Source organism: Sphingorhabdus sp. YGSMI21, assembly GCF_002776575.1.
Lineage (GTDB): Bacteria > Pseudomonadota > Alphaproteobacteria > Sphingomonadales > Sphingomonadaceae > Parasphingorhabdus.
Window position 1 is genome coordinate 762,290 of record NZ_CP022548.1, and the last position, 22,004, is coordinate 784,293.

28 protein-coding genes, 1 tRNA gene and 1 pseudogene are annotated in these 22,004 nt (G+C 58.7%); 23 read left to right on the forward strand and 7 right to left on the reverse strand.

Translation table 11 applies throughout. The features are described from left to right. Nucleotides 1-69: 69 nt before the first annotated feature. A complete protein-coding gene (locus CHN51_RS03610; protein ID WP_100092791.1) occupies nt 70-477 on the forward strand; it encodes an NADH:ubiquinone oxidoreductase subunit NDUFA12 in 408 nt (135 codons plus the stop codon). A gap of 185 nt (nt 478-662) precedes the next feature. Then, nucleotides 663-914, forward strand: a pseudogene (locus CHN51_RS03615) (DUF2155 domain-containing protein); the annotation flags it as partial. Between the two features lie 35 nt (nt 915-949). Here the strand turns inward: CHN51_RS03615 and aat are convergent. Together aat and CHN51_RS03625 are read right to left on the reverse strand one after the other, a co-directional pair. Next, nucleotides 950-1,819 carry a leucyl/phenylalanyl-tRNA--protein transferase gene (gene aat, locus CHN51_RS03620; RefSeq protein ID WP_100092792.1) on the reverse strand — a complete coding sequence of 290 codons (870 nt, stop codon included), beginning with the start codon at nt 1,817-1,819 and terminating at the stop codon, nt 950-952. A 63-nt stretch (nt 1,820-1,882) separates the two neighbouring features. Further along, entirely contained in the window at nt 1,883-2,788 is a 906-nt protein-coding gene (locus CHN51_RS03625) for a hydrogen peroxide-inducible genes activator (protein WP_100092793.1), read from the reverse strand. Nucleotides 2,789-2,911: 123 nt separating this feature from the next. Here CHN51_RS03625 and CHN51_RS03630 point away from each other — a divergent pair, with 123 nt between their 5' ends. Together CHN51_RS03630 and nhaA are read left to right on the forward strand one after the other, a co-directional pair. Further along, nucleotides 2,912-3,091 (forward strand): hypothetical protein, encoded by a 180-nt coding sequence (locus CHN51_RS03630; protein ID WP_100092794.1) that lies wholly within the window; start codon nt 2,912-2,914, stop codon nt 3,089-3,091. A 102-nt stretch (nt 3,092-3,193) separates the two neighbouring features. Further along, entirely contained in the window at nt 3,194-4,399 is a 1,206-nt protein-coding gene (nhaA, locus tag CHN51_RS03635; protein ID WP_206169964.1) for a Na+/H+ antiporter NhaA, read from the forward strand. A gap of 5 nt (nt 4,400-4,404) precedes the next feature. On the opposite strand, the gene CHN51_RS03640 is transcribed toward nhaA, so the two are convergent. Then, on the reverse strand, nt 4,405-6,024 hold the full coding sequence (locus CHN51_RS03640) for a hypothetical protein (protein ID WP_100092796.1): 1,620 nt from the start codon (nt 6,022-6,024) through the stop codon (nt 4,405-4,407). Between the two features lie 119 nt (nt 6,025-6,143). On the opposite strand from CHN51_RS03640, the gene CHN51_RS03645 reads away from it, so the two are divergent. Beyond that, on the forward strand, nt 6,144-6,539 hold the full coding sequence (locus CHN51_RS03645; protein WP_100092797.1) for a YbaN family protein: 396 nt from the start codon (nt 6,144-6,146) through the stop codon (nt 6,537-6,539). Between the two features lie 52 nt (nt 6,540-6,591). Continuing rightward, the gene (locus tag CHN51_RS03650; protein ID WP_100092798.1) at nt 6,592-7,812 is read left to right on the forward strand and encodes an aromatic ring-hydroxylating dioxygenase subunit alpha; all 1,221 of its coding nucleotides are present in this window, start codon (nt 6,592-6,594) and stop codon (nt 7,810-7,812) included. A gap of 18 nt (nt 7,813-7,830) precedes the next feature. On the opposite strand, the gene CHN51_RS03655 is transcribed toward CHN51_RS03650, so the two are convergent. Continuing rightward, nucleotides 7,831-8,376 (reverse strand): cupin domain-containing protein, encoded by a 546-nt coding sequence (locus CHN51_RS03655; protein ID WP_100092799.1) that lies wholly within the window; start codon nt 8,374-8,376, stop codon nt 7,831-7,833. An 81-nt stretch (nt 8,377-8,457) separates the two neighbouring features. Continuing rightward, on the reverse strand, nt 8,458-8,826 hold the full coding sequence (locus tag CHN51_RS03660) for a pilus assembly protein PilZ (protein WP_100092800.1): 369 nt from the start codon (nt 8,824-8,826) through the stop codon (nt 8,458-8,460). A 244-nt stretch (nt 8,827-9,070) separates the two neighbouring features. On the opposite strand from CHN51_RS03660, the gene CHN51_RS03665 reads away from it, so the two are divergent. Continuing rightward, nucleotides 9,071-9,146, forward strand: a tRNA-Trp gene (locus CHN51_RS03665). A 28-nt stretch (nt 9,147-9,174) separates the two neighbouring features. Further along, nucleotides 9,175-9,564: a VOC family protein gene (locus CHN51_RS03670; RefSeq protein WP_100092801.1), complete on the forward strand. Its 390-nt coding sequence runs from the start codon at nt 9,175-9,177 to the stop codon at nt 9,562-9,564. Nucleotides 9,565-9,567: 3 nt separating this feature from the next. On the opposite strand, the gene CHN51_RS03675 is transcribed toward CHN51_RS03670, so the two are convergent. After that, nucleotides 9,568-10,176 (reverse strand): TetR/AcrR family transcriptional regulator, encoded by a 609-nt coding sequence (locus CHN51_RS03675; protein ID WP_100092802.1) that lies wholly within the window; start codon nt 10,174-10,176, stop codon nt 9,568-9,570. A 107-nt stretch (nt 10,177-10,283) separates the two neighbouring features. Here CHN51_RS03675 and CHN51_RS03680 point away from each other — a divergent pair, with 107 nt between their 5' ends. The 14 genes from CHN51_RS03680 to CHN51_RS03745 all read left to right on the forward strand — a co-directional run bounded on the left by CHN51_RS03680 (nt 10,284) and on the right by CHN51_RS03745 (nt 19,588). Continuing rightward, nucleotides 10,284-11,165: a phytanoyl-CoA dioxygenase family protein gene (locus tag CHN51_RS03680; RefSeq protein WP_100092803.1), complete on the forward strand. Its 882-nt coding sequence runs from the start codon at nt 10,284-10,286 to the stop codon at nt 11,163-11,165. 23 nt (nt 11,166-11,188) lie between these two features. Then, nucleotides 11,189-11,881 (forward strand): DsbA family protein, encoded by a 693-nt coding sequence (locus CHN51_RS03685; RefSeq protein WP_100092804.1) that lies wholly within the window; start codon nt 11,189-11,191, stop codon nt 11,879-11,881. Next, a complete protein-coding gene (locus CHN51_RS03690) occupies nt 11,875-12,450 on the forward strand; it encodes a DsbA family protein (protein ID WP_100092805.1) in 576 nt (191 codons plus the stop codon). Before CHN51_RS03685 ends, CHN51_RS03690 begins: the two co-directional genes overlap by 7 nt. Before the next feature lie 144 nt (nt 12,451-12,594). Beyond that, the gene (gene secE / locus CHN51_RS03695) at nt 12,595-12,789 is read left to right on the forward strand and encodes a preprotein translocase subunit SecE (protein WP_067197601.1); all 195 of its coding nucleotides are present in this window, start codon (nt 12,595-12,597) and stop codon (nt 12,787-12,789) included. A 31-nt stretch (nt 12,790-12,820) separates the two neighbouring features. Further along, a complete protein-coding gene (nusG, locus tag CHN51_RS03700; protein ID WP_067197598.1) occupies nt 12,821-13,357 on the forward strand; it encodes a transcription termination/antitermination protein NusG in 537 nt (178 codons plus the stop codon). Between the two features lie 171 nt (nt 13,358-13,528). Continuing rightward, complete coding sequence (gene rplK / locus CHN51_RS03705; protein ID WP_100092806.1) at nt 13,529-13,960, forward strand: 50S ribosomal protein L11; 432 nt, start codon at nt 13,529-13,531, stop codon at nt 13,958-13,960. A 4-nt stretch (nt 13,961-13,964) separates the two neighbouring features. Then, complete coding sequence (rplA, locus tag CHN51_RS03710) at nt 13,965-14,666, forward strand: 50S ribosomal protein L1 (protein ID WP_100092807.1); 702 nt, start codon at nt 13,965-13,967, stop codon at nt 14,664-14,666. A 109-nt stretch (nt 14,667-14,775) separates the two neighbouring features. Beyond that, nucleotides 14,776-15,555 (forward strand): transglutaminase family protein, encoded by a 780-nt coding sequence (locus CHN51_RS03715; protein ID WP_100092808.1) that lies wholly within the window; start codon nt 14,776-14,778, stop codon nt 15,553-15,555. Nucleotides 15,556-15,636: 81 nt separating this feature from the next. Then, nucleotides 15,637-16,017, forward strand: coding sequence for a GFA family protein (locus CHN51_RS03720; protein WP_100092809.1), 381 nt, complete (start codon nt 15,637-15,639; stop codon nt 16,015-16,017). Nucleotides 16,018-16,587: 570 nt separating this feature from the next. Beyond that, complete coding sequence (gene rplJ / locus CHN51_RS03725; protein ID WP_100092810.1) at nt 16,588-17,100, forward strand: 50S ribosomal protein L10; 513 nt, start codon at nt 16,588-16,590, stop codon at nt 17,098-17,100. 42 nt (nt 17,101-17,142) lie between these two features. Then, nucleotides 17,143-17,517, forward strand: a complete 375-nt coding sequence (gene rplL, locus CHN51_RS03730) for a 50S ribosomal protein L7/L12 (RefSeq protein WP_100092811.1) — start codon at nt 17,143-17,145, stop codon at nt 17,515-17,517. 237 nt (nt 17,518-17,754) lie between these two features. Further along, nucleotides 17,755-18,285, forward strand: coding sequence for a hypothetical protein (locus tag CHN51_RS03735; RefSeq protein WP_123906226.1), 531 nt, complete (start codon nt 17,755-17,757; stop codon nt 18,283-18,285). 51 nt (nt 18,286-18,336) lie between these two features. Beyond that, nucleotides 18,337-18,876: an adenine phosphoribosyltransferase gene (locus CHN51_RS03740; RefSeq protein WP_100092813.1), complete on the forward strand. Its 540-nt coding sequence runs from the start codon at nt 18,337-18,339 to the stop codon at nt 18,874-18,876. Further along, nucleotides 18,869-19,588, forward strand: coding sequence for a 5'-methylthioadenosine/S-adenosylhomocysteine nucleosidase (locus tag CHN51_RS03745; RefSeq protein WP_164088978.1), 720 nt, complete (start codon nt 18,869-18,871; stop codon nt 19,586-19,588). The genes CHN51_RS03740 and CHN51_RS03745 overlap by 8 nt, the downstream gene beginning before the upstream one ends. 100 nt (nt 19,589-19,688) lie before the next feature. On the opposite strand, the gene CHN51_RS03750 is transcribed toward CHN51_RS03745, so the two are convergent. Next, entirely contained in the window at nt 19,689-21,131 is a 1,443-nt protein-coding gene (locus CHN51_RS03750) for a carotenoid oxygenase family protein (protein ID WP_100092815.1), read from the reverse strand. Between the two features lie 186 nt (nt 21,132-21,317). Between CHN51_RS03750 and CHN51_RS20290 the strand changes: the two genes are divergently transcribed. Beyond that, entirely contained in the window at nt 21,318-21,908 is a 591-nt protein-coding gene (locus CHN51_RS20290) for a TetR/AcrR family transcriptional regulator (RefSeq protein WP_100092816.1), read from the forward strand. The last annotated feature ends 96 nt before the right edge of the window (nt 21,909-22,004 follow it).

Here is a 22,004-nt window from a genome sequence, read left to right on the forward strand (position 1 = left end):
CCGCTTACATCCGTCCTGTTTGACATTTTTTCATTGCGAAGCGCATGGCTGCGGGGCTAAGCGCACAGCATGAACATATTGGCGAAAATATTCACTTGGTGGGACGGCGCAACGATCGGCACCGCCCTGTTCAGCGCCCGCAAAGGCAAGCGCGTCGGCGAAGATGTGTTTGGCAATATCTATTATCAGGCGAAAAAGCCCGGGACCGGCCATCCGGCGGGGCAGCGCTGGGTCATTTACAATGGCTCCAATGACGCAAGCCGCGTGCCGCCGGAATGGCATGGCTGGCTGCATCACAGCTATGACGAAATCCCCGAAAGCCATTTGCCGCAAGCGCGCATCTGGGAAAAAGAACCGAGCGGGAACCTGACCGGCACCGCGCGTGCCTATCGCCCGGCAGGGGCACTGGAAGAAGGCGGCCACCGTGCCGCAGCAACCGGCGACTATGAATCCTGGAACCCCGCCGAAGCGGAATGACGGGCATGATGCGCCACTCCGTGACATTTCCGATGCTGGCGGCCATGCTGCTGCTGACCGGTTGCGGGTGGTTCAGCGACGACAATGTCGATGAAAACGCGACCGGCCAGGCTGCTGAAAAAGGGGAGGTTGCTGCCACCGACGGTGATCTGGTCGCATCGGTTACCGAGCAGATCGGAACACCGATGGCGGAACGCGTCGCCACGCTCGGCTTTCTCAACAAGCGCAACGGACTCACGCGCGATCTCGAGCTGCGGCCGGGCCAGTCGATCCGCATCGGCCGCGCAATCGTCCGCCTGCGCGCGTGCGAGCGGACGGCGCCCTGGGAACTAACCCCGGAACAGGGCGCCTTTGTCCAGTTGCTGGTCAACGACCGCCCCTCCAACCGGTCGGGCGAAGACCAGTGGAAAAGGGTTTTTTCCGGCTGGCTGTTTCGCGAATCACCGTCGCTGAATGTCGTCGAGCATCCGATTTATGATGTCTGGGTTAAAAGCTGCGCGATGAGCTTCCCCGGTGAAGAGGATCCGCCCGAGGATTCGGGCAATCCGACGGCGCCACGCACATCCTCGTCCAATCTGGCCAATAATATATCGAGCGCGCCAAATGAAACCGTGCCGGAAGCCCCGGCGCCTTCAGCCGCAGCACCGAGAGCTGCGCCGGCTCCCGCGCCAGCGGCCAGGCCCGCACCGCCGGTCAGCAACCCGCCAGAAGACCTGATCGGCGACTTGATCGCCGATACCGATGACGGCGCATAATTCCGCACTTTCGCGAGCATCTCGAGATAGGTTTTCTGGCTGATTTCAACCGCTCCCAATGATGCCAGATGGTCGGTCATGAATTGGCAGTCGAGCAGCGGAAATCCACCGACCTTCAACCGGGCCACCAGCCAGGCCAGTGCCACTTTCGACGCATCGCTGGCGCGCGAGAACATGCTTTCGCCGCAAAAGGCCCCGCCAATCGCCAGTCCATAAAGTCCGCCGACCAGCTTTTCCTCGCCGGTTTCGGCATCTTGCAGCCAGCATTCGACGCTGTGCGCACGGCCGAGTTCGTGCAGCCGGTTGAACGCCTCCTCGATCTCGGCATTGATCCAGGTCTCCTTGCGATCGGCGGCCTCGCTCGCGCAAATCCCGATCACGTCGGCAAAGGCGCTGTCGGTCGAAACGCGAAACCGGTCCGACCTGATGGTCTTGCGCAGCGAGCGCGACATCCGGAAATTGTCGAGCGGGATGATCGCGCGCGCCTTGGGCTCGACCCAGAAGGTTTCCGGATCATCCCGGGCGTCCGCCATCGGAAAAATACCCGATGCATAGGCTTTGACGAGGAGATCAAGATCAATGGTCATGGACAGGGGATAACGCGGCGAACATCATTCGCCCAGAGTGAAAGCGATAAAGATTTCCAGCCGTCAGGCCGTCATCAGAACGCGTGCTTCCTCGGCGATTTTCTCCGCTATCGCCGCATATTCGCTGGCAAAGCCGGCATTGGTGCGCCAGGCCGCGCCGATGCTGCGGGTCACCGACCAGCCCTCGACATCGAGCAAGGCAACGTCGCCGCCGCGGGGCAGTTCGGATCGCACATAAAGCGCGGGCAATATCGCCAGTCCCAGCCCGGATGCGACCATCTGCCGGACGCTGTCCAGGCTGGTGCCTTCATAATCGCGCAGCAGGTTCATATCATGCTGCTGACACTGCCGGGCCACGTCGCGGTGAAGGTGATGCCGTCGGTCCATGCTCAGCACCGGCGAGCCGGCCAGATCGGACAGGGTCAGATGGTCGTGCGCGGCCAGCGGATGGTCGGGAGGCGCGACCAGCAGCAACGGTTCGCGAAACAGCGGTTCGATATGCAGATTTTCGCCCTCGATCGGCAACGGCCCCAGCAGCATGTCGATAGACCCTTTGGTCAGTTCCATTGCCTGCAGATCGGGTATCCCCTCGCGCATGTAAAAACGCAGGTCCGGACGGCTGCGGTGGAGCGCCGCAATCACCGGCGGCATCAGATAGGGGCCCAGGGTTGGCGACACACCGAAGCGCAATATGCCCGCCAGACTGTCGCTGGCCCGTTCGGCCAGATCGCGGATATCCTTGACCTCGACCAGAACCTGCCGCGCACGCGCGGCAATTTCCCGGCCCACCGGTGTGAGTTCGGCGCCATGGGTGCGCCGCTCGATCAGGGTTACACCCAGTCTTTGTTCGAGCGTCCGCAGTTGGTGGCTCAACGTCGGCTGCGAGGCTCCGGCCGCTTGTGCAGCCTTGCCGAAATGGCCCTGGTCCGCGACCGCAACGAGATATTCAAACTGGCGTAATGTCGGCATGACGCTGCTCCATGTTATAGAAACAGTCTATTGATAAAGACAATTTCATTCGATTGTACTTATCACCTGCCTTGCATCATATCAACACTATCGATGCCGATGCACGATAGAAAGAGGATAGTCGTGGAACAATATAGCAACAGCCTGATCCGCAAACATCGCAAGCTGGGCGATCAGATCGCCAATCATAAGAACCATGGCGAACAGGTCCGCGAGCTGCAACGGTTGCAGCGCAGCCTGGCCGAACGCATCCGTAAAATCCAACGGGGCGCCGCATATCGCCAGCAGGGCGAAACCGCCTAGTCACGCTTACCCTTCCCCCCACTGGGGCGGCAGCTTCCCCCTCGACGGCTGGCCGCCCCGATTTTTTTGTAACCGCTATTCTGGAAAGAGGACGATGGCCTGATGGTAGGAAAGATGAACGCGGCGCTGCAGGAATTTATCGCGCGGGAAACCAGCGCAGGCATCATCCTGTTCTGCGCGGCGGTGGCGGCAATGGTTGCCATGAACAGCGCCTTCAATCCTTATTATCTGGCCTTTCTCGACATTCCGGTGGCCTTGCAGTTTGGCGCGCTGGAAATCGCCAAACCGCTGTCGCTCTGGATCAACGACGGCCTGATGGCGATCTTCTTCTTTCTGGTTGGCCTGGAAGTGAAGCGCGAGCTGATCGAGGGGCAGCTTTCCAGCATTGAGCAAGCGGCGCTCCCGGCTATCGCCGCGGTTGGCGGCATGGCGCTCCCGGCGCTGGTATTTCTCTATTTCAACTGGAATATTGCGGAAAATGTCAACGGCTGGGCGATCCCGGCGGCGACCGACATCGCCTTTGCGCTCGGTGTGCTGGCCCTGCTCGGCAAACATGCACCGGTGTCGCTGAAAGTGCTGCTGCTCGCGATCGCGATTATCGACGATATCGGCGCGATCATCATCATCGCTCTGTTCTACACCGCCGACGTCTCGAGCATCTCCTTGTTGCTGGCCGGTGGCGGAACCGTGTTGCTGTTCGCGATGAACCGGCTGGGCGTAATCCGCACCGCGCCCTATATATTGGTCGGCATATTTCTCTGGATCTGCGTCCTGAAATCCGGCGTCCACGCTACGCTCGCCGGGGTGATCGCGGCGCTGGCGATCCCCCTCTCCGCCAGGGACGGCAGCTCGCCGCTGAAACATCTCGAACATATCCTGCATCCCTGGACTGCCTTTCTGGTGCTGCCGATATTTGCCTTTGCCAATGCCGGCGTATCGCTGGCAGGTCTGCAGATATCCGACCTGATGGCGCCACTGGCGCTGGGCATTGCCGCCGGTCTGGTGGTCGGAAAACAGCTTGGCGTGTTCGGCTGCATCTATCTGGCCACCCGGACCGGTCTGGTGAAACGGCCCGCCGGCGTGTCCTGGCTGCAGCTTTACGGTCTCGCCTGCCTGACCGGCATCGGCTTCACCATGAGCCTGTTCATCGGCAATCTTGCCTTTGTCGATCCCGGGCAGATCGAAACCGTCAAGCTGGGCGTAATCAGCGGTTCGGTGGTTTCCGGCCTGCTCGGATATTGCCTGTTGCGCTTTGCTCCTCCGACAGGCGCGAAGCGGGTCGGAGAGGCGCAGGCTGAAACGGGCTGAATCTATCAGGCAAGACCGATTTCTGCGGCCGTCCAGCGCCGTGAATAGGCCGGATTTTCGGTATCACCGACCTCGTAAAAGGATTCGGTGAAGCCGCCATCATCATGCAGGGTGACCAGCGCATAACCGTTTTTCATCCGCGGAACATCGTCGGAAAATGCCGGATCGTGGCAATGGGCGTAATAATCGATATTGTCCTTCACCGCCGCATTCTCGAGGCCCCAAGCGGGACCAAAGGGCACAGCTCCGTGGCCACAGCAGCGGCTCTTGGTGACAGAAGTGGTGTCCTTGCCGACGATCATCCGGTCATAGACGATCCCATTATGGACATGCCCCCAATACCATAAGGAAGGAGGCGAACCGATTGCCTTGCAGACCTGATCATAGAGGATATTGGTTTCTGCGGTGATCGTGTCGCACGGATTGTGGTGGGTCATGACCATGATCGGTCCCTGATGCCCTGCGCAGACATTCTCGATCATTTCGATTTGCTTGCGATGCCGGTCAATGAAGAGAAAGCCGTCGGTGCCAATCGCGCCTTCCATATACATTTTGATACCATTTCTGGTGTCCGAATAATAAGCCGAATCGAGCCCGAGCACCAGCCAGCTTTGGCCTTCTTTTCCATCGGTCGGCCGGATCGGATATTCCAGCGCAAAAACGCTCGCCCCGTTCTGCGCCGCGAAATATTCCGACTGGGTCAGCGCGGTACCGAAAATGCCTTTGCCGGCGCCGTACATTTCGTGGTTGGAATTCAGCGTGAAATTACGCCCCTGGCCCTGATCCGGCCATAGGCTGACAAGATTGTCCAGCTCCTCGTGCGCAGAGTCCGGACCGAGTCGCGATTCCGCTGTCCCTGCATAATAGGTGTCACCCAGATGGATCAGATAGTCGGTCGGCTGCTTTTTGACATCTTCGATGACCCGCATCGCAGGACTGGCCACAGAGGCGTTGTTCCTGCCCGTTTCCGCGTAATTGCCGCCGCCCCAATCGCCGATAATCCCCAGAACGGGTTCGGGATTGTCCGGCTTCTCCGGCCCCCGCGCTTTCGGTGACAACGCTATAGGCCTCAGTTCCGGATTGGGGAAAGGATGATAAATATCCGCAGGATGCACGAGGTTGAGGACATAGTTGAGCGTTGCGACCATCCATTTCGGGTCGAGCTGCTCGTAGCGCGCCAGTCCGAATATCGTGCCGTCATCGCCCACCAGTCCCGGGGATTTCGCCTGGGCCATCAGCTGCTGATATTCCTGCTCGCTCATTTCGATTGCGGCGAGATCCCTGGTCAAATATCGAAGTATATCGAACGCCATCCGGTGCAGCTCGCTCTTCGCCAGCCATTCGGAAAACCAGGCGGGAGGGGAGGTCTCCCATTTGTTCAGCCAATGCACCATCAGCCCGAATTCCGTTTTCGATGTCAGGTGAAGATAGCCCAGTGGCGTAACCGGACTATCGATATTCTCCACGGCCTTGCGCAGATCAAGATGACAATCAGCAAGAAATGCAGAAAATTTCTTCAATCGGACATAGGCTTCAGCATCTTCAGCATTATCAAATTTGTCTACTTTCAATTGACTTTGAAAGCTTTCAAGATGAGACATGAAATTGGTATCTACGATGCTCATTTATTTATCCCCTATCCCGACCCTGCTACATGAATAGTATATGTTACTTGTTCCATTCTTGATAATATTGCAAGTGCAGATACCGTGATATTTGCGCAATTGCGTGCTATCGGCACCGAATGAAGCGACAATTCTATCTGGTGGCCGGACTGGCTTCGCTTGGCCTGGGCGGCATCGGCATCATCCTGCCCTTGCTCCCCACGGTGCCGTTCATGATTCTCGCCGCTTTCTGCTTCGCCAACAGTTCGCCGCGGCTGGAAGCCTGGCTGGTCGAGCATCATGTCTTCGGCCATCATATCAAAAACTGGCGCGAGCGGCGGGCAATTACCCGGCGCGGCAAATGGGCCGCCACGGTGGCTTTTGCGGTCAGCTGTGTGCTCGCCCTGCTGTTTGTCAAACTGCCGTGGAACCTCATCCCGATCGCCGCTGCGCTGATCAGTGGCAGCTGGATCTGGACCCGCAACGAGCCCGATCCGGCGAAATTGCCGGCCCACCCCCCTTCGCATAAAGAATAGTTTGCGGCGCGCGCGAATCTGATAATCTCTGCCGGAATCTGAGGAGAGAAAAATGTCGCGGCAGCAATTGTTGGAAATGACCCGTTCGCTGGTCGAGCATGGCAAGGCGGATACAATGGAACTGGTCGATGACGTGGTCGCAGTGCCAGCGTCCGACTATACCGACGAAGCACGGTTCGAGCGCGAAAAAGAACTGATCTTCAAGCGGCTGCCGTTGATGATGGCGCCATCCTGCGAACTGCCCGAGCCGGGCTGCTACAAGGCTATGGAAATGGCCGGCATTCCGGTTTTGATCACGCGGCAGAAAGACGGCACCGCCCAGGCCTTTCTCAACAGCTGCACCCATCGCGGCAATCCGGTGGCGCAGGGCAGCGGCAAGGCGTCACGCTTCACCTGCGGCTATCACGGCTGGACCTTCAAAAATGATGGCGACCTGCTCGCAATCGCCTCGCCGAAAGATTTCGGAACGGTCGACAAGGCGAATTTCTGCCTGCAGAAATTCCCGACGCTGGAGCGGGCGGGCCTGATCTGGGTGACGCTCGATCCGAACAGCAAACTGGATATCGAATCCTATCTCTGCGGCTATGACAGCCTGCTCGAGCATTTCGGCTTTGATGGCTGGCACCTGTTTGACCAGCGGACCATTCCGGGGCCGAACTGGAAGACCGCCTATGACGGCTATCTCGATTTCTACCATCTGCCGGTTCTTCATAAAGACACGTTCGGTTCCGACTTTTTCAACCGGGCGAACTATTTCGCTTGGGGTCCGCACCAGCGCCTTTCCTCCCCATCGAAATTCATCCAGAAAACCGGCAGCGACGAGCAGCTTGACCTTACCGAGATGGATGAAAAAGACTGGCCGATCGACGCGCTGTTACAGGGCGTCTGGACGATCTTCCCGCATATCTCGATCGCCAGCTTCTATGGCGGCGGCGGGCGCGGAGCGATGATCTCGCAGCTGTTCCCGGGCGAGAAGGTCGGCGAAAGTTACACGACCCAGTTCTATGTGATGGAACATGAACCGACCGATGACGCCGTCCGCCAGGGCGCGCGCGAGCAGTTCGATTTTCTCGAAGTCGTGGTCGCCGAAGAGGACTATAAAACCGGAAAACGGCAGCACGAAGCCCTGCAATCCGGCCTTATCGACAAGGTCTGGTTCGGCCGCAACGAAGGCGGCGGGCAGGCTTTTCACCAGTGGGTGGATCGCCTGACCGAGGCGGATGATGACGAACTGAACCGGATTTTTGCGCCGCAATTGCAAGCCGCAGAATAAGGGGAAACAGCCCCCGGTTCAGGCGTTGCGATAGTCCCTGACCGGGGGCAGCGCCTCTTTCCATTTCGGCTGTTCGGCGCGGAGCTTTTCGAGCATCTTTTCCCAATAGGATTCGGTTTTGCCCTTGAATTGGATGTCGAAATCCTCCTGCGTCCGGAATTCGAGCAGTTCGACGCCTTCATCCCCGATCGTATAGGTGTAAGGCGTACCGGCGGGCAGGAAGAAGCCGTCACCCGCGGCCATCTCCTCGGTGCCCATGCGGATATCGCCGCTGATCAGATAATAGAGACAGTCGCTGTCATGGCTGTGCAGCGGTAGCGGATAGCCTGGCTTGAACCAGACATAGTGGAGCGAAAAGCCGAAGCCGCTGAACAGGCATTTCAGCACCGCCCCCTCGCCAATCCCGGCTTCGCCAAGCTTCGCTGCGCCATCGAGAATGACCGGATCGTCATCGACATAGGTCATGTGCCCCGCCTCATCGAGACTGGGCGCGTCCTTCCCACGGAAAATGCGCATGACTTTCAGCGGTTCGGGCTTGTTGGGAACGGGAGCAGCGTCTGTCATTTCTTCCTCCGGAGCAGAATGGGATGATGACCCTAACAGCAGTCACCCCGTCCGGGAAAGCCGACAAAATGTCAGGACCAGCTAAGGGGCCTGATATTTGGCGATATAATGGTCCAGTACCGCCGGATTGAGCTTGTTCCGGAAAGAGCAGGCGATGCCCTGGTTGCCGTTGCGGACGACCGCGGCCTCGAGCGCGCCGAGCCCCGGCAATGTCAGCCAGCATAATGTACCGGGATGCGCGCTCTGCAGGGCGTCGCATGTAAAGCCGGCGAGCGACATGGCAGTGACTTCCACCGCAAAGCTGCTGGAGCAGGAAAAGCGCATCTTGGCCGGAATCGCAACCCGGTGCTGGGGCGCACTGCACTCTTCACCGGATGGGACGGCATAGGGCATGGCCGGCTGGGGGCTGACTGCGGAAATCGGTGATCTGTGAACCAGTGAATCTGTCATGTCTGCTTCCTAAGCGTGGGCTTCGGCTTTGGCGGTGGCTCACCTGGTCAATGAAGAAACCGCGACAGAAGCTGTTTCGTCTTCCCGGGTAAATCCCCTCTTCCGAGCTTCGGTAAACAGCGGGCGGGGGAAATTTAACCATATTGCATTTCGACACAGGAGCGAACAATCACGCTTGCCGAAATCGTCTCGGGACGCTAAGGCGCGCGAACCGGCTGTTTCGCAAGGGTGATACGGCCCGTGCAGGAGTGTAGCTCAGTTGGTAGAGCATCGGTCTCCAAAACCGAGGGCCCACGGTTCGAGTCCGTGCACTCCTGCCATTTTCCCCCTTCAACAACCGAAATCCTCATGACCCAGTTTATCTCCGCCATCAGCCTGATTGTTCCCGATTATGATCAGGCTATCGCTTTCTATGTCGGCCTGATGGGTTTTGAACTGATCGAAGACACCGAGATTTCCGAGGACAAGCGCTGGGTGCTGGTGGCGCCGCCCGGAAGCACCGAAACGCGACTGCTGCTGGCCAAGGCGACCAACGAAGCGCAGGAGGAGATCATCGGCGAACAGGCCGGTGGCCGGGTATTCCTGTTTCTCGAAACCTATGATTTTGACGGCGATCTTGCGCTGATGGAGCGGGCCGGCATCGATATAATCGAGGAGCCGCGAGTCGAAAGCTACGGCAAAGTGGTGGTGTTTCGCGATCCGTTCGGCAACAAATGGGACCTGATCGAACGGCATTAAGGCTTATCGCTCGATATCGAGTGCTCCGGCAATCATACCCCATATCTGGTGGGTCAGCTTGGCCGGGTCCGGCCTCGGCTCCATACCCATGGCGTGGATGATCCCACTGCGTATCGCACCGGTGATCGCTGCGCCGGCTATCGTCGGATCGATATGGGAACCGATATCGCCGCGCCTGATGCCGAAATTGATATTGCGGATCGCCATTTCGACCATTTCTTCATGGCGGGCCGCTTCCACCGCCGCGACCTGGTTGGTCCGGGCCATTTTCCCGAGGATGACCGGCGCCATCGGATCATTGTAGAGAAATTCTGCAGCGGCCATCAGCCGGCTTTTTTCCCGCACGCGCCAGGTGATATCCGGATCAATATACTGGTTCACCACATGATTGTAGCGATCGTAAAAGGCGTGGATGATCGCGCCCAGCATACCGGATTTTGAACCGAAATAATGATAGGCGAGCCCGACGGACACACCGGCCTGCTCGGCCACCTGACCCATTTCAAGCTCTCCGTCGCCTTCGCGCAAGATCTTTTCCGCCGCCGCCAATATCCTGGCCGCGCGCATGATCTTGCGGTCCGAACTTTCCCTTGTCTTGCCTTGACCGGCCACGCCCCGCCTTCCCTATTCGCTATCCCGTTCCACTAGCGACTATTTGAATTGAATTCAATTCAAATAGTCGCTAGACAGGCTCCATAAGCAAAGCACGGAGCGGATCGATGACTATAGCGAGCGAGATCGAAACAGCGGCAGAAGATCTGAGCCGCTACTTGCATGGCCGCAGTTTAGACGATGCCTGGGACCAGTATCAGGAGGAAGGCTATGTAATCTTCCCCGATGTCCTGAGTCCCGAGCAGCTGGAACAGCAGCGCGCGGCGCTCAAACCCTGGATCGATGCCGATATCCGCGGCCGCAACAATTTCGAAGGTGACCAGTCCAATCGCATATATGCTATGCTCGACAAGGATCCGGTCTTTGCCGACCTGATTTCCCATCCACTGCAACTGGCCTTTGCCGAGCGGGAACTGGGGAAAAGCTGTCTGCTCTATGCCTGTCTGGCGATCAACCTGCATCCCGGCGAAACCGTCCAGCCCTGGCATTTCGATGACAGCCATTGCGGTCTGGCCCGGCCGCGCGATCCGCTCAGCCTGTCGACTTTCTGGTCGATCAGCGACACGACCGAGACCAATGGTGCCACCGAAATCATCCCCGGCAGCCACAAATGGGGCGCCGAACAGCCGGTGGGCGCCAATCGCGGCTCCGACTTCCAGACCGGTGTCATTGACAAGAAGACAGGTGCAGATGATGGCCATCCCGACATGATCAAGGCGACCATGCCAGCCGGTTCACTAATGATCGCCAAGGGGACCTTGTGGCATCGCGGCGGCGGCAACAGTTCGGACGACCAACGCCTGATCGTGACGCCGCAATTCTGCAAGGGATGGTGCCGTCCGCTGGAACAGCAATTGCTCGCGGTCTCTCCCGAAAAAGTTGCGCGCCTCCCGAAGCGGGTGCAGGAACTATTGGGTTACAATATCCACCCACCCTTCATGGGCTATGTTGACGGCATGCACCCGGGCAGGGTTTTGACGCAGATCTGAACTGCCCTCGAAGGGAGACCATTATGAAAGCCCTGAAAAGCGACGCGCCACTGATCGTCTATGTCGACATCAAGAGTCCCTATGCTTTTGTGGCGATCCGGCCGACGTTGGCACTGGAAAAAGCGCTCGGCATGCGTTTCGACTGGCGGCCGCTGACGCTCGATATCCCCAGCTATCTGGGGTCGGCGCGTAAAAGCGGGGGCAAGGTCGTCGAAAGCACCCGCAGCGCCAGCCAGTGGGTGGGCATTAAATATGGCTATCGCGATGCCCGCCGCTATGCCGAGCGTCAGGGCCTGATGCTCAAAGGCACCGAGAAAATCTGGGACTCGTCGATCGCCAATATCGCTATATCCTGGGCGATGCAGACGGACCGTGACCGCTTGGGTGACTATTTTGAAGCGGTCTATCCACCCTTCTGGCGGCGGGAGCTTGATATCGAGGATGTTGCGGTGGTCGAGGCCTGTCTGGAACAGGCCGGTATCGACTCGACCGGCTTTGCGGCCTTCGTCAACGGCGAGGGTCGCGCGCAGCATGACGCGCTGCAAGCGCAGCTTCACCCGAGTGGCATCTACGGTGTCCCGACCTATGTCTTTGACGGCACCATCCTGTTTGGCCGTGAACATCTCCCCTATGTCCGCTGGCACCTGCAGGGCCGCAAAGGTCCGGCGCCCGACATCGCTTACGAAATTGACGGCGCGGAGGCATTGCCATGCTGACCGTCTTCATCGATTTCAAATCGCCCGCGTCCTTCCTTGCACTCGAACCGACACTGGCTCTGGCGCGCGAAACCGGCGTTCCTGTCGACTGGCTTCCCTTCTCGGTCCGCCCCTTTGTGATCCCCGAAGAACAGGCCGACGAGACGGTCGGCGAGCGCCATCGCCGCGTCCGCGCCATCGCCCGGCGCGACACCCATTTGCATTATGCTGCGGTTCAGGGGCGGGAGATGCATTTCGCTCAGGCTCCGGCGGGTAGCGGTGCCGCTCTTGCCGCCTTGGCCGGGCTGGACGGTGACCCGGTGCCGTTTCTCCGCGCCGCCTTTGATGCCTATTGGACGGATCAGGCGGACCTTGATGACGAGGCGGTGGTCGCGGGCCTGTTGTCAGATGTGAACCTTGCTCTTCCCGACATGCAGTCGGCCCGTGAAACGCTGGATTCCATCCGCGCCGAGGCAGAAGAATCCGGCATTTTCGAATCGCCTTCCTATGTCATTGCAGACCAGCTATTTGTCGGCCGCGAGCATCTCCCGTGGATCGGCTCGCTGATCAAAGCGGCGACCGTCCGGTAAAATCCGGTTCTTTTTCTTGCGAATCCGGGAATCTGGGTATAAAGGGCTGGTTCTTTCCGAAACCATGCATATATCCGAACACAGTCAAATGACTGACACCCGGAGTTTATGTGGAAACCGGCGAGAAATTTTAGGGAATCAAGCATGGCGAAAGTCAATCCAGGCGAATTCATGAATCAGGTCAAGGCCGAGACCAACAAGGTCGTCTGGCCGACATGGCCCGAGACCGTCCGTACGGCGATCCTCGTGCTGATCATGACCACCATTCTTGGTCTGTTTTTTCTCGGCGTTGATTCGGTTTTTAACGGGATCGTGGCCTGGCTCCTCAGCCTTGCCTAAACGCCCCACTCAGTTTTTTTAGGTTATTCGCATGGCACGCTGGTACATCATTCACGCTTATTCGGGCTTTGAACACAAGGTCAAGGAAGCCATTGAGGCGGACGCCAAGCGTCTCGGCCTGACCGAGCTGGTCGAGGATATCGAAGTCCCGACCGAGACCATCACCGAAGTCAAGCGCGGCAAGAAGATCCAGTCGGAACGGAAATTCTTCCCCGGCTATGTTCTGGCCAAGCTGGAAATGACCGATGATGTCTATCATCTGGTCAAGAACCAGCCCAAGGTAACCGGCTTTCTCGGCAGCAGCGGCAAGCCGCAGGCGATCAGCGAAGCCGAAGCGGCCCGCATTCTCAACACCAAGGAAGAAGCCGCCAACGCTCCGAAAGAACGGATCACGGTCGCTTACGAAATTGGCGACGAGGTCAAGGTCAAGAGCGGCCCGTTCAACAGCTTCAACGGCATTGTCGAGGAACTGGATTTCGACAAGAACAAGGTCAAGGTTTCCGTGTCCATCTTTGGTCGCGCAACCCCGGTCGAACTGGACTTCGGCGAAGTCGACCTGATCAGCTAGTTTTCATGCTTCGGACCCAAGTCCGGAGCACAACAGAATTTGGTGGCTTTCAGCTGCCGAATACCACCGCGGGAGGAAGTTTCGGCTTCTGTCTGACCGCTTAATTTGAGGTTTCGGAGACCCGCTCATCCCGAGCTTGTCGAAGGACCGAAAGAATGAAAGGACTGCCAAATGGCTAAGAAAATTGATGGTTATATCAATTTGCAAGTACCGGCCGGTATTGCAAATCCATCCCCGCCAATCGGCCCTGCACTGGGTCAGCGCGGCGTTAATATCATGGAATTCTGTAAGGCGTTTAACGCGGCTACGGACAAGCTTGAAAAAGGCACGCCGATCCCGACCAAGATCACGGTCTATGGCGATCGCAGCTTTACCTTTGAAACCAAGACGCCACCGGCCAGCTATCTGATCAAGAAGCTCGCCAAGCTGAAAAAGGGTTCGAGCGAACCGGGCAAAACTTCCGGCGGGTCGATCAAGGCTTCGCAGATCAAGGAAATCGCCGAAACGAAAATGGCCGACCTCAATGCCAACAGCATTGACCAGGCTATGAAAATCATTTCAGGCACCGCACGCTCGATGGGCGTAGATGTGGTGGAGGGATAAGAACATGGCGAAACTCTCCAAAAAAATGCAGGCGATCAACGAGAAAGTCGATCGCGAAAAACTGTACAGCATCGACGAAGCTATCAAGACGCTGAAAGGCCTCGCTGCCGACTCGAAATTTGACGAGACGCTCGACGTCGCGATCAATCTCGGCGTTGATCCTCGCCACGCTGACCAGATGGTCCGCGGCGTGGTCTCGCTGCCAGCCGGAACCGGCAAGACCGCCCGGGTTGCAGTATTTGCCAAGGATGCGAAAGCGGACGAAGCACGGGAAGCGGGCGCTGACACGGTTGGTGCCGAAGACCTGATGGAAGCCATGCAGGGCGGCGATCTCAACTATGATCGCATCATCGCTACCCCGGACATGATGGGCGTTGTCGGCCGTCTCGGCAAGGTTCTCGGTCCGAAAGGCCTGATGCCGAACCCGAAACTCGGCACGGTTACCCCGAACGTCGCGCAAGCGGTCAAGGACGCCAAGGGCGGCCAGATCGAATATCGCGTCGAAAAAGCGGGTATCATCCACAACGGCATTGGCAAGGTCAGCTTCTCCGAAGCCGATCTGCGCAAGAATTTCGATGCGCTGGTCAACACCGTGATCAAGGCAAAGCCAGCCGGCGCCAAGGGCAAATATGTCCGCAAGGTCGGCCTGAGCACGACCATGGGCCCGGGCCTGAAAATCGATCTCGGCGAGATCGAAGGCGCCTGATTGATATGGCTCATCCCGGCGCGAGCAGGGATGATACACAAAGCTTATAGAAAAAGGCCGGGCGCGATCCCGGCCTTTTTTCATGCGCGATAATTTTAGAAGGACCGACATGACCCACTTGCAGATCAGCGCGGACCTAAGCTACCGCCTGCCCGCGCCCTGCACGATATTGGTCCAGCTCGAGGCGGCGGCGACACCCGACCAGACACTCACCCGCACGGACATCCATATCGGACCGGCCAACAGCCAAGCGGTGGTCCCGGCCCATGACAGTATCGGCACAAGATTGTGGACCACGCAACAGGAACAGCTCACCGTCTCCTATGCCGCGCAGGTCGCGATCGATCGCGCCACCCCGGATTTTGCTACCCTGCCCGCGACCGCGCTGAATGACTTGCCCGGCCAGGCCGTGCCTTATCTGTTCAACTCGCTCTATTGTTCGGTCCATGCCTTTGACGAACTGGTGGCCGGAGAATTTCCCGGCCTGACCGGCGGTCCGCTCGTGTCGGCGATGGCCGATTATATCGGGCAGACCATGACCTATGGCTCGGATGTCGACAATGCCAACAGCAACGCCCGGCAAAGCTTTGACGCGCGCAAGGGCGTGTGCCGCGACTATGCCCATATATTGATCAGCATGGCCCGCGCCGCCAATATCCCGGCCCGCTTCGCCAGCACTTATGCGCCCGACGTCCGCCCGCAGGATTTCCACGCCGTAGCCGAAATATTTCTCGACGGCCGCTGGCACCTGATCGACCCGACCGGCATGGCGCAGGCATCGGATATGGCGGTCATCGGCATCGGCCGCGACGCCACCGACGTCTCTTTCCTGACGGCCTTCGGCAGCATGCAAATGGTCGAGCAGAAAGTGGACGTAAGACGCATCTGAGCCGCGACCCGCAATTTCCGGCTTTCAAAGCGCGCCCGTTTTCCGGTAATATTGCTCCCGAACAACTCGCGGGAGGAAAATATGCACAAGGGTTCCTGCCTCTGCGGCGCCATCCAGATCGAAGTCGCCGGCGACCTGCCCGAGGCCGATGCCTGCCACTGCAGCCAGTGCCGCAAGCAGTCCGGCCATTACTGGGCCTCGATCGACGTCCCGACCAGCGCCGTCACCATCCACGGCGAAGACCATATCCGCTGGTACCAGTCCTCCGAAAAAGTCCGCCGCGGCTTCTGCGACACCTGCGGCTCCTCCCTGTTCTGGGACCCGATCCACCACGACAAGATCGCCATCGCCATGGGTTGTCTCGACCAGCCGACGGACACCAAGATCTGGAGCCATATCTTCGTCGCCGACAAGGGGGACTATTACGAGATTGAAGCGGGGGTGCTGCAGCGGGATCGGTAAACCTTCTCCCGCGAGGGAGAAGGATACGAAGCCTTATTCGCGAAGCGGATTAGGCGCAGTTGGATGAGGGCGTTCTGCCCTCGACGGCCCGGAACACCCTCACCCAGCTACGACTAGGCAACAAGTTGCCAAGTCTCCACATCCCTCTCCCTCACGGGAGAGGGGAATAAGCACGTCGTAAAATCGCTGCTGAACATTGACATTGCAGAGAATCCCGTTAATGGCTCCCCTACAAATTGTGCTTCCGTCAAAAGAATCGCAATTTCCGTCCGAGACAGCGGGTGAGGGTAATTTGGCCCTCTTAATTTCCAGCCTAGACGGGGATCAGTTTTTTCGTGTGGCAACACACGGGCACGCAGCCAGCGTTTTCTAACGCGGCAGAGCGACCAAAACCCCCCCTTCGGATTATACAGGATTGGTTTCGATCAGTCCTTTCGCTCGTCATGCTGAACTTGTTTCAGCATCTCTCGGGGACGCACATTGCCTCCCGGGGTCCTGAAACAAGTTCAGGATGACGATAACTTGAATCGGATGTGGGTTTCGGCCCCCATCCACGTGAAGGAGCAAAATATGGATCGTGGTCAAAAGACCGAAGCGGTTGCCGCTCTGAACGCACTTTTCAAAGAGGCCGGGGTGGTCGTGGTGACACGCAACCTGGGTCTGACTGTCGCGCAATCAACGGCGCTGCGGACGAAAATGCGGGACGAAGGCGCAAGCTTCAAAGTCTCTAAAAACCGCCTTGCCAAGCTGGCTCTGGAAGGTACCGACTATGCCCCGATAGCAGATATGCTGACGGGTCCGGTCGCGCTTGCCACATCGGATGATCCGGTGGCCGCTGCAAAAATCGCAGTGGAATTTGCAAAAACCAACGACCGTTTGGAAATCGTTGGCGGTGCAATGGGCGACACCCTTCTCGACGAAGCTGGCGTCAAATCACTGGCATCCATGCCTTCGCTTGACGAACTGCGCGGAACGATTGTTGGCCTGCTTCAGGCACCAGCAACCAAGATCGCACGGGTTCTCGTCGAGCCGGCGACCAGTGTTGCACGCGTAACCAGCGCTTATGCTGCTACGGGTGAATGAATTTAACTTCTCAAATATTTAGAAAATTGGAGCGTATTTAAAATGGCTGATATTGCAAAACTGGTCGAAGAACTTTCGAAACTCACCGTCATGGAAGCGGCTGAACTGTCCAAGGCACTGGAAGAAGAGTGGGGCGTTTCCGCTGCTGCTGCAGTTGCTGTTGCTGGTCCTGCTGCTGCAGGCGGCGGCGAAGCTGCTGAAGAGCAGACCGAATTTGACGTAATCCTGACCGGCGACGGCGGCAAGAAAATCCAGGTGATTAAAGAAGTCCGTGCGATTACCGCTCTGGGCCTCACCGATGCCAAAGCCCTCGTCGAAGGCGCGCCTAAAGCCATCAAGGAAGGCGTTGCGAAAGCCGAAGCTGAAGAAATCAAAGCGAAGATCGAAGCAGCCGGCGGTACCGTCGAACTCAAATAAGCCTGACGGTTTATTGCAAAAATTTGGGGCGGCTTCCGGTTCGGGAGCCGCCCTTTTTCATGCTGGGCGTGACGGCCCGATGGGCGGCCTGATCCAAAGCGGCCCGCCTGCCCACCGGCGCGCGCTCTTGTCGGTTGCGACTTGCCTGTCCGGACCCTGCCCTCGCCAGCTTTGACTAAAATGGTGCACCGGTATATTCTGGGCGATATTGGTTTCGACCAGGATCGGAGGCACCGGATGTTCACATTTCCGCTACTCATTCAAATTCATGTGATCGCTGCTGTCGTCGCGATTGTCACCGGGACGGTTGTCTTCTCGCTGCCAAAGGGTGACAGGCGCCACCGGTTCTGGGCCTGCGTCTATGTCACCGCGATGATGGTCACCACCGGCATAGTCATATTCGTGCCGGCAACGGTGCTGGAATTTGGCGACAGCGGCTGGGGCTTTTTCCACCTGTTCATTCTGGTCGGCGGAGTCAGCGCCTTTGTCGGGATTTTCGCCCTGTTCAAGTGGCGCAGGACGCGCGACCCGGCTTGGCTGCGCAATCACCAGATCCGCTTCGCATTCTCTTATGCAGGGTTGCTGATGGCCGGCGTCAGCCAGCTTTCGACCAATCCCCGCTTCGGCCTCGTCAACGCATTGACCCCTTCCCAATTCTGGCTGAGCTTCATCGCCACCAATTTTGCGATCCTGACAGTCGCGATGTTTTTCGTGTCGCGCTATCTGGCGAAAGGCGATCCCCGCCGGCGCTACGCGATGAAAATCTGATCGCGCGCCTTTTTCCTTGCAGCGGACCCGCGCCGCTCTAGACTCCCGCGGATGACCGATAATGATGATCTCGCCGCGCTGGTGCGCACGATTCCCGACTATCCGAAACCGGGCATCCAGTTTCGCGATGTATCGACCCTGCTGCTCGACGGCCCCGCCTTTCGCCAGACCATCGACCGGATGATCGCGCTGGTCGACCCGGAGAGTTTCGACCTGATCGCCGGTATAGAGGCGCGCGGCTTCATCGTTTCGGCGGCAATGTCCTATGCGCTCGGCAAGGGCAAGGTGATGCTGCGCAAGCCGGGCAAGCTTCCCGGAAAATCGGTAAGCATCGACTATGCGCTGGAATATGGCACGGACAGGATCGAGATGCATGACGACGCGATCCTGCCGGGTCAGCGGGTTTTGCTGGTCGATGATCTGCTCGCCACCGGCGGCACCGCCATGGCGGGCGTGGAGTTGCTCCGTGGCCAGGGTGCCGTGGTCGAAAGGGCACTGTTCATTGTCGACCTGCCCGATCTCGGCGGCGCGGAGAACCTTGCCGCCGCAGGGGTAAAGCCAATGACCCTGATGGCCTTTGCCGGTGATTGATCTCCAACCCCAGATTGATCGAATAGCGGTCATAACCGGCGTCCAAGATGAAGCCGATGCGTTTCTGCGCGGTCACAACGCTGCCAGGCATGGCGGCCCTTTCGGCGATTACCGGACGGTCGATCATCCAAGATTGAACAAGGTCCCGGCCAAGCTTGCGATCATGTGTTCGGGTATCGGCAAGGTCCATGCAGGTGCTGCCGCGATGTTTTTGCGGCAGCATTTCAAACCGGATCTATTCCTTGTTATCGGAACAGCGGGACAGGTGAGCGACATAGACGGGGACTGTTTCTATCTGCACCAAAGCCTGCAAGCCGACTATGGCACGCTGGAAAGATTTGGCGACCATGAAGGCTTTACCCACTATGATGCGGGCGCATGGCCGATTGGCCCGGCCGACTGGTCTCCGTTTGCAGCACTAGCCCAGCCAAATGGGTTCGACCTTCCTCATGCCCGCATCGCCACCGCCGACTGTTTCGTCAAATGCCCCGATCGCTCAGGCTATCTGCGCGATGTCTTGCAGGCCGATCTGGTAGATATGGAAACCGCTGCGGTGGCCCAGATAGCCGCGCTGCTCGGCCTGCCCTGGGCCGGGATCAAGGCAGTAACCGACGGCGCCAACAGCGACAGTTCCGGCGACTTTCACGCCAATCTCGAAAGGGCCGCCAACCGCGCCGCCAGCGAGGCAGCGCGGTTTATAGAATTGCTGTAGCCAGACCCGTTCGCCCTGAACCGGTCAATTGACGACCCATTCCGTTCGTCCTGAGCTCGTCGAAGGACCGCTACAGACGGAACTCCAGCAGCAGGAAAACCTAGCTCGCCACCCAGTTACCGTGGAATCCCGGAGGGATGCGATGCGGCAGATGGATCACCGCCTGCGGCTCGCCTAGAAAATCGTCGGCGTTGAGGATGTGCAATTCGGTTTTCTCCTGCTCCGCGTCGATCACCAGACCGATCAGCCAGCCCTCGTCCTCGGCCGCATCCGGCGAGCGGGGCACGAAGACAAATTCGCCCGGATGGCAGCCCAGACCGAAATCGCGCACCAGCTTGCTGCCCTCTTCCAGATCATGTTTGAACAATTCGGTGCCCGCCATATCCAGTTCATCGGGACGGCCCGCCAGCGCGATATCGTAGATATAGCGATAGGGCTGCATCGTTTTCCGCTCGTCATAGCGCGGGAATTCCTGCGCCCGGTCGTCCAGAATCTTGCGGTCGACTTTCTTGCTCACCGGATCGACGGTCCAGCGTTCCAGCCGTGACCATTCGCCGCCCGGACCGAAGGTTGTTCGTGCGTAGGTGCTTTCGTGCACCACGACATCGACAATCACCTTGCCGTCGGCGGTTTCGAAGGCATTGGCAGGATGATAGACATAGCAGGGCTCGTCCAGCTCGCACCAGATGGTCTCCATACCCAGCCCCTCGCGCGGGCACAGGCCGACGCGGGCGCCATGCTCCGGGTTCCAGTCATAGGGGAATTCGAATCCGGCGAGCATCCGCTTCATCGAAAAAGTCGCCGGCAGATCGAAAACCAGCACATGGTTTTCGGTAATCTGGCAATCGTGGATCGATGGCCCCTGGCGCACCGGAATCGGTTCCTCGCGGCGGACCTTGCCGTCCTTGTCCAGCACCACATGCCAGACCTTGTCCATCACCGGCGCGTCATAGCAGATGGCGTGCATCTCGCCGGTGGCCGGATCGAGATGGGGGTGGGCAGAAAAGGCGTGATTCAGTGTATTATCGAACGGATTATGCGCAATCGTGTCCAGTTCTGCGGACATTTCGACCGGAAAGCCCCCCGCTTCGACGATCGCGAAGGTCCGGCCGTTGATGCCGACGATATTGGTATTGGCATTGTCGGTGCGCGGCTTGCGGGTGCCCGGCTTGCGCTCTTCGCCGAGCGCATCGCTCACCTTGTTCGACCGGATCCAGCGGTTGCGATACCATTCCGCCTTGCCATCAACGATCCGGATGCCATGGGCCATGCCGTCGCCGGTGAACCAGTGATAACTCGCCTCGTCCGGCGCCTGGACCGGATTGGGACCGATCCGCAGATAGCGACCGTCAAGCTGGGCCGGAATTGTACCGTCCACGTCGAGGTCCGCCAGCGTCACCTCTTCGGTCATCGGCTTGTGGACACCGGTCAGATAGGGATGCCCGCCCTCGGGCTTTTCCAGCCGCTTGCGGTTGAAGCTCGACACGGCGCCCATGACGGGCGTAACGGCGGCACGGATAGTTTTTTCAATTGCAGAGGCCATGGATATTTCCTTCCGGGTTGAAACAGCTGTCAGTCGGCAACAGAAGATTTGGACCATGCAAAGGAAATCGCGTGCATCATTGGCAATTCCCCTCTTCCAGCTTGGCAAACCGAGTCGCAATGTTTATGCTGTTAACATGACCGACAATGATAACAGTGTCAACATAAGAGTGGCGGAAGGTGGAACATGCTTCCAATTCTTACAGTGAGCGGGCCCTATCATCACGGGGATCTGCGCGCTGCGGCGCTGCAATTGGGGATGGAGCGGCTGGAAAATCAGGAACAGCCGGATCTTGGCCTGCGTGCCCTTGCCCGCGATCTCGGGGTCTCGGCAACCGCGCTTTACCGCCATTTTCCGAACAAGGATGCCCTGCTGGATGCGCTGGCGCTGGAAGGCCTCAACCGGCTCGGCGGGAACCAGGCAGAGGCGGCCGCGAAAGCCGGCGGCGGCCGCGACGGTTTCGGCGAAGTCGGCGTAACCTATGTCAAATGGGCGGTCGAACACCCCGCCCTGTTGCGGCTGATCTACAACCGCGTCGGCCAGGTCGATCTGGCTGCCGATGATCCTACCGCGATGGGCGAGGCCTTTTACCAGCTGCGCGCCGGCATCGCCGCAACCATGCCGGACGATATGCCGAACGACCAGCGGGCGGCCGCCGCTCTCCACGCATGGTCGCTGGTCCACGGTCTCGCCATGCTGATCCTCGACGGGCAGGTGGCCTACGATCCCGAGATGGTGCGCAAGGTGGTGCTGATGAAGGATTTCGGCGACTGCTGAACGCCAGCGACAAACGCCAAAGCCGGCCTTCCTGTGCTTAACCTGCCTTTTACCTGATTCTGCTAGGCCTCCACCCCGGACAAGAGGCGGGGATCA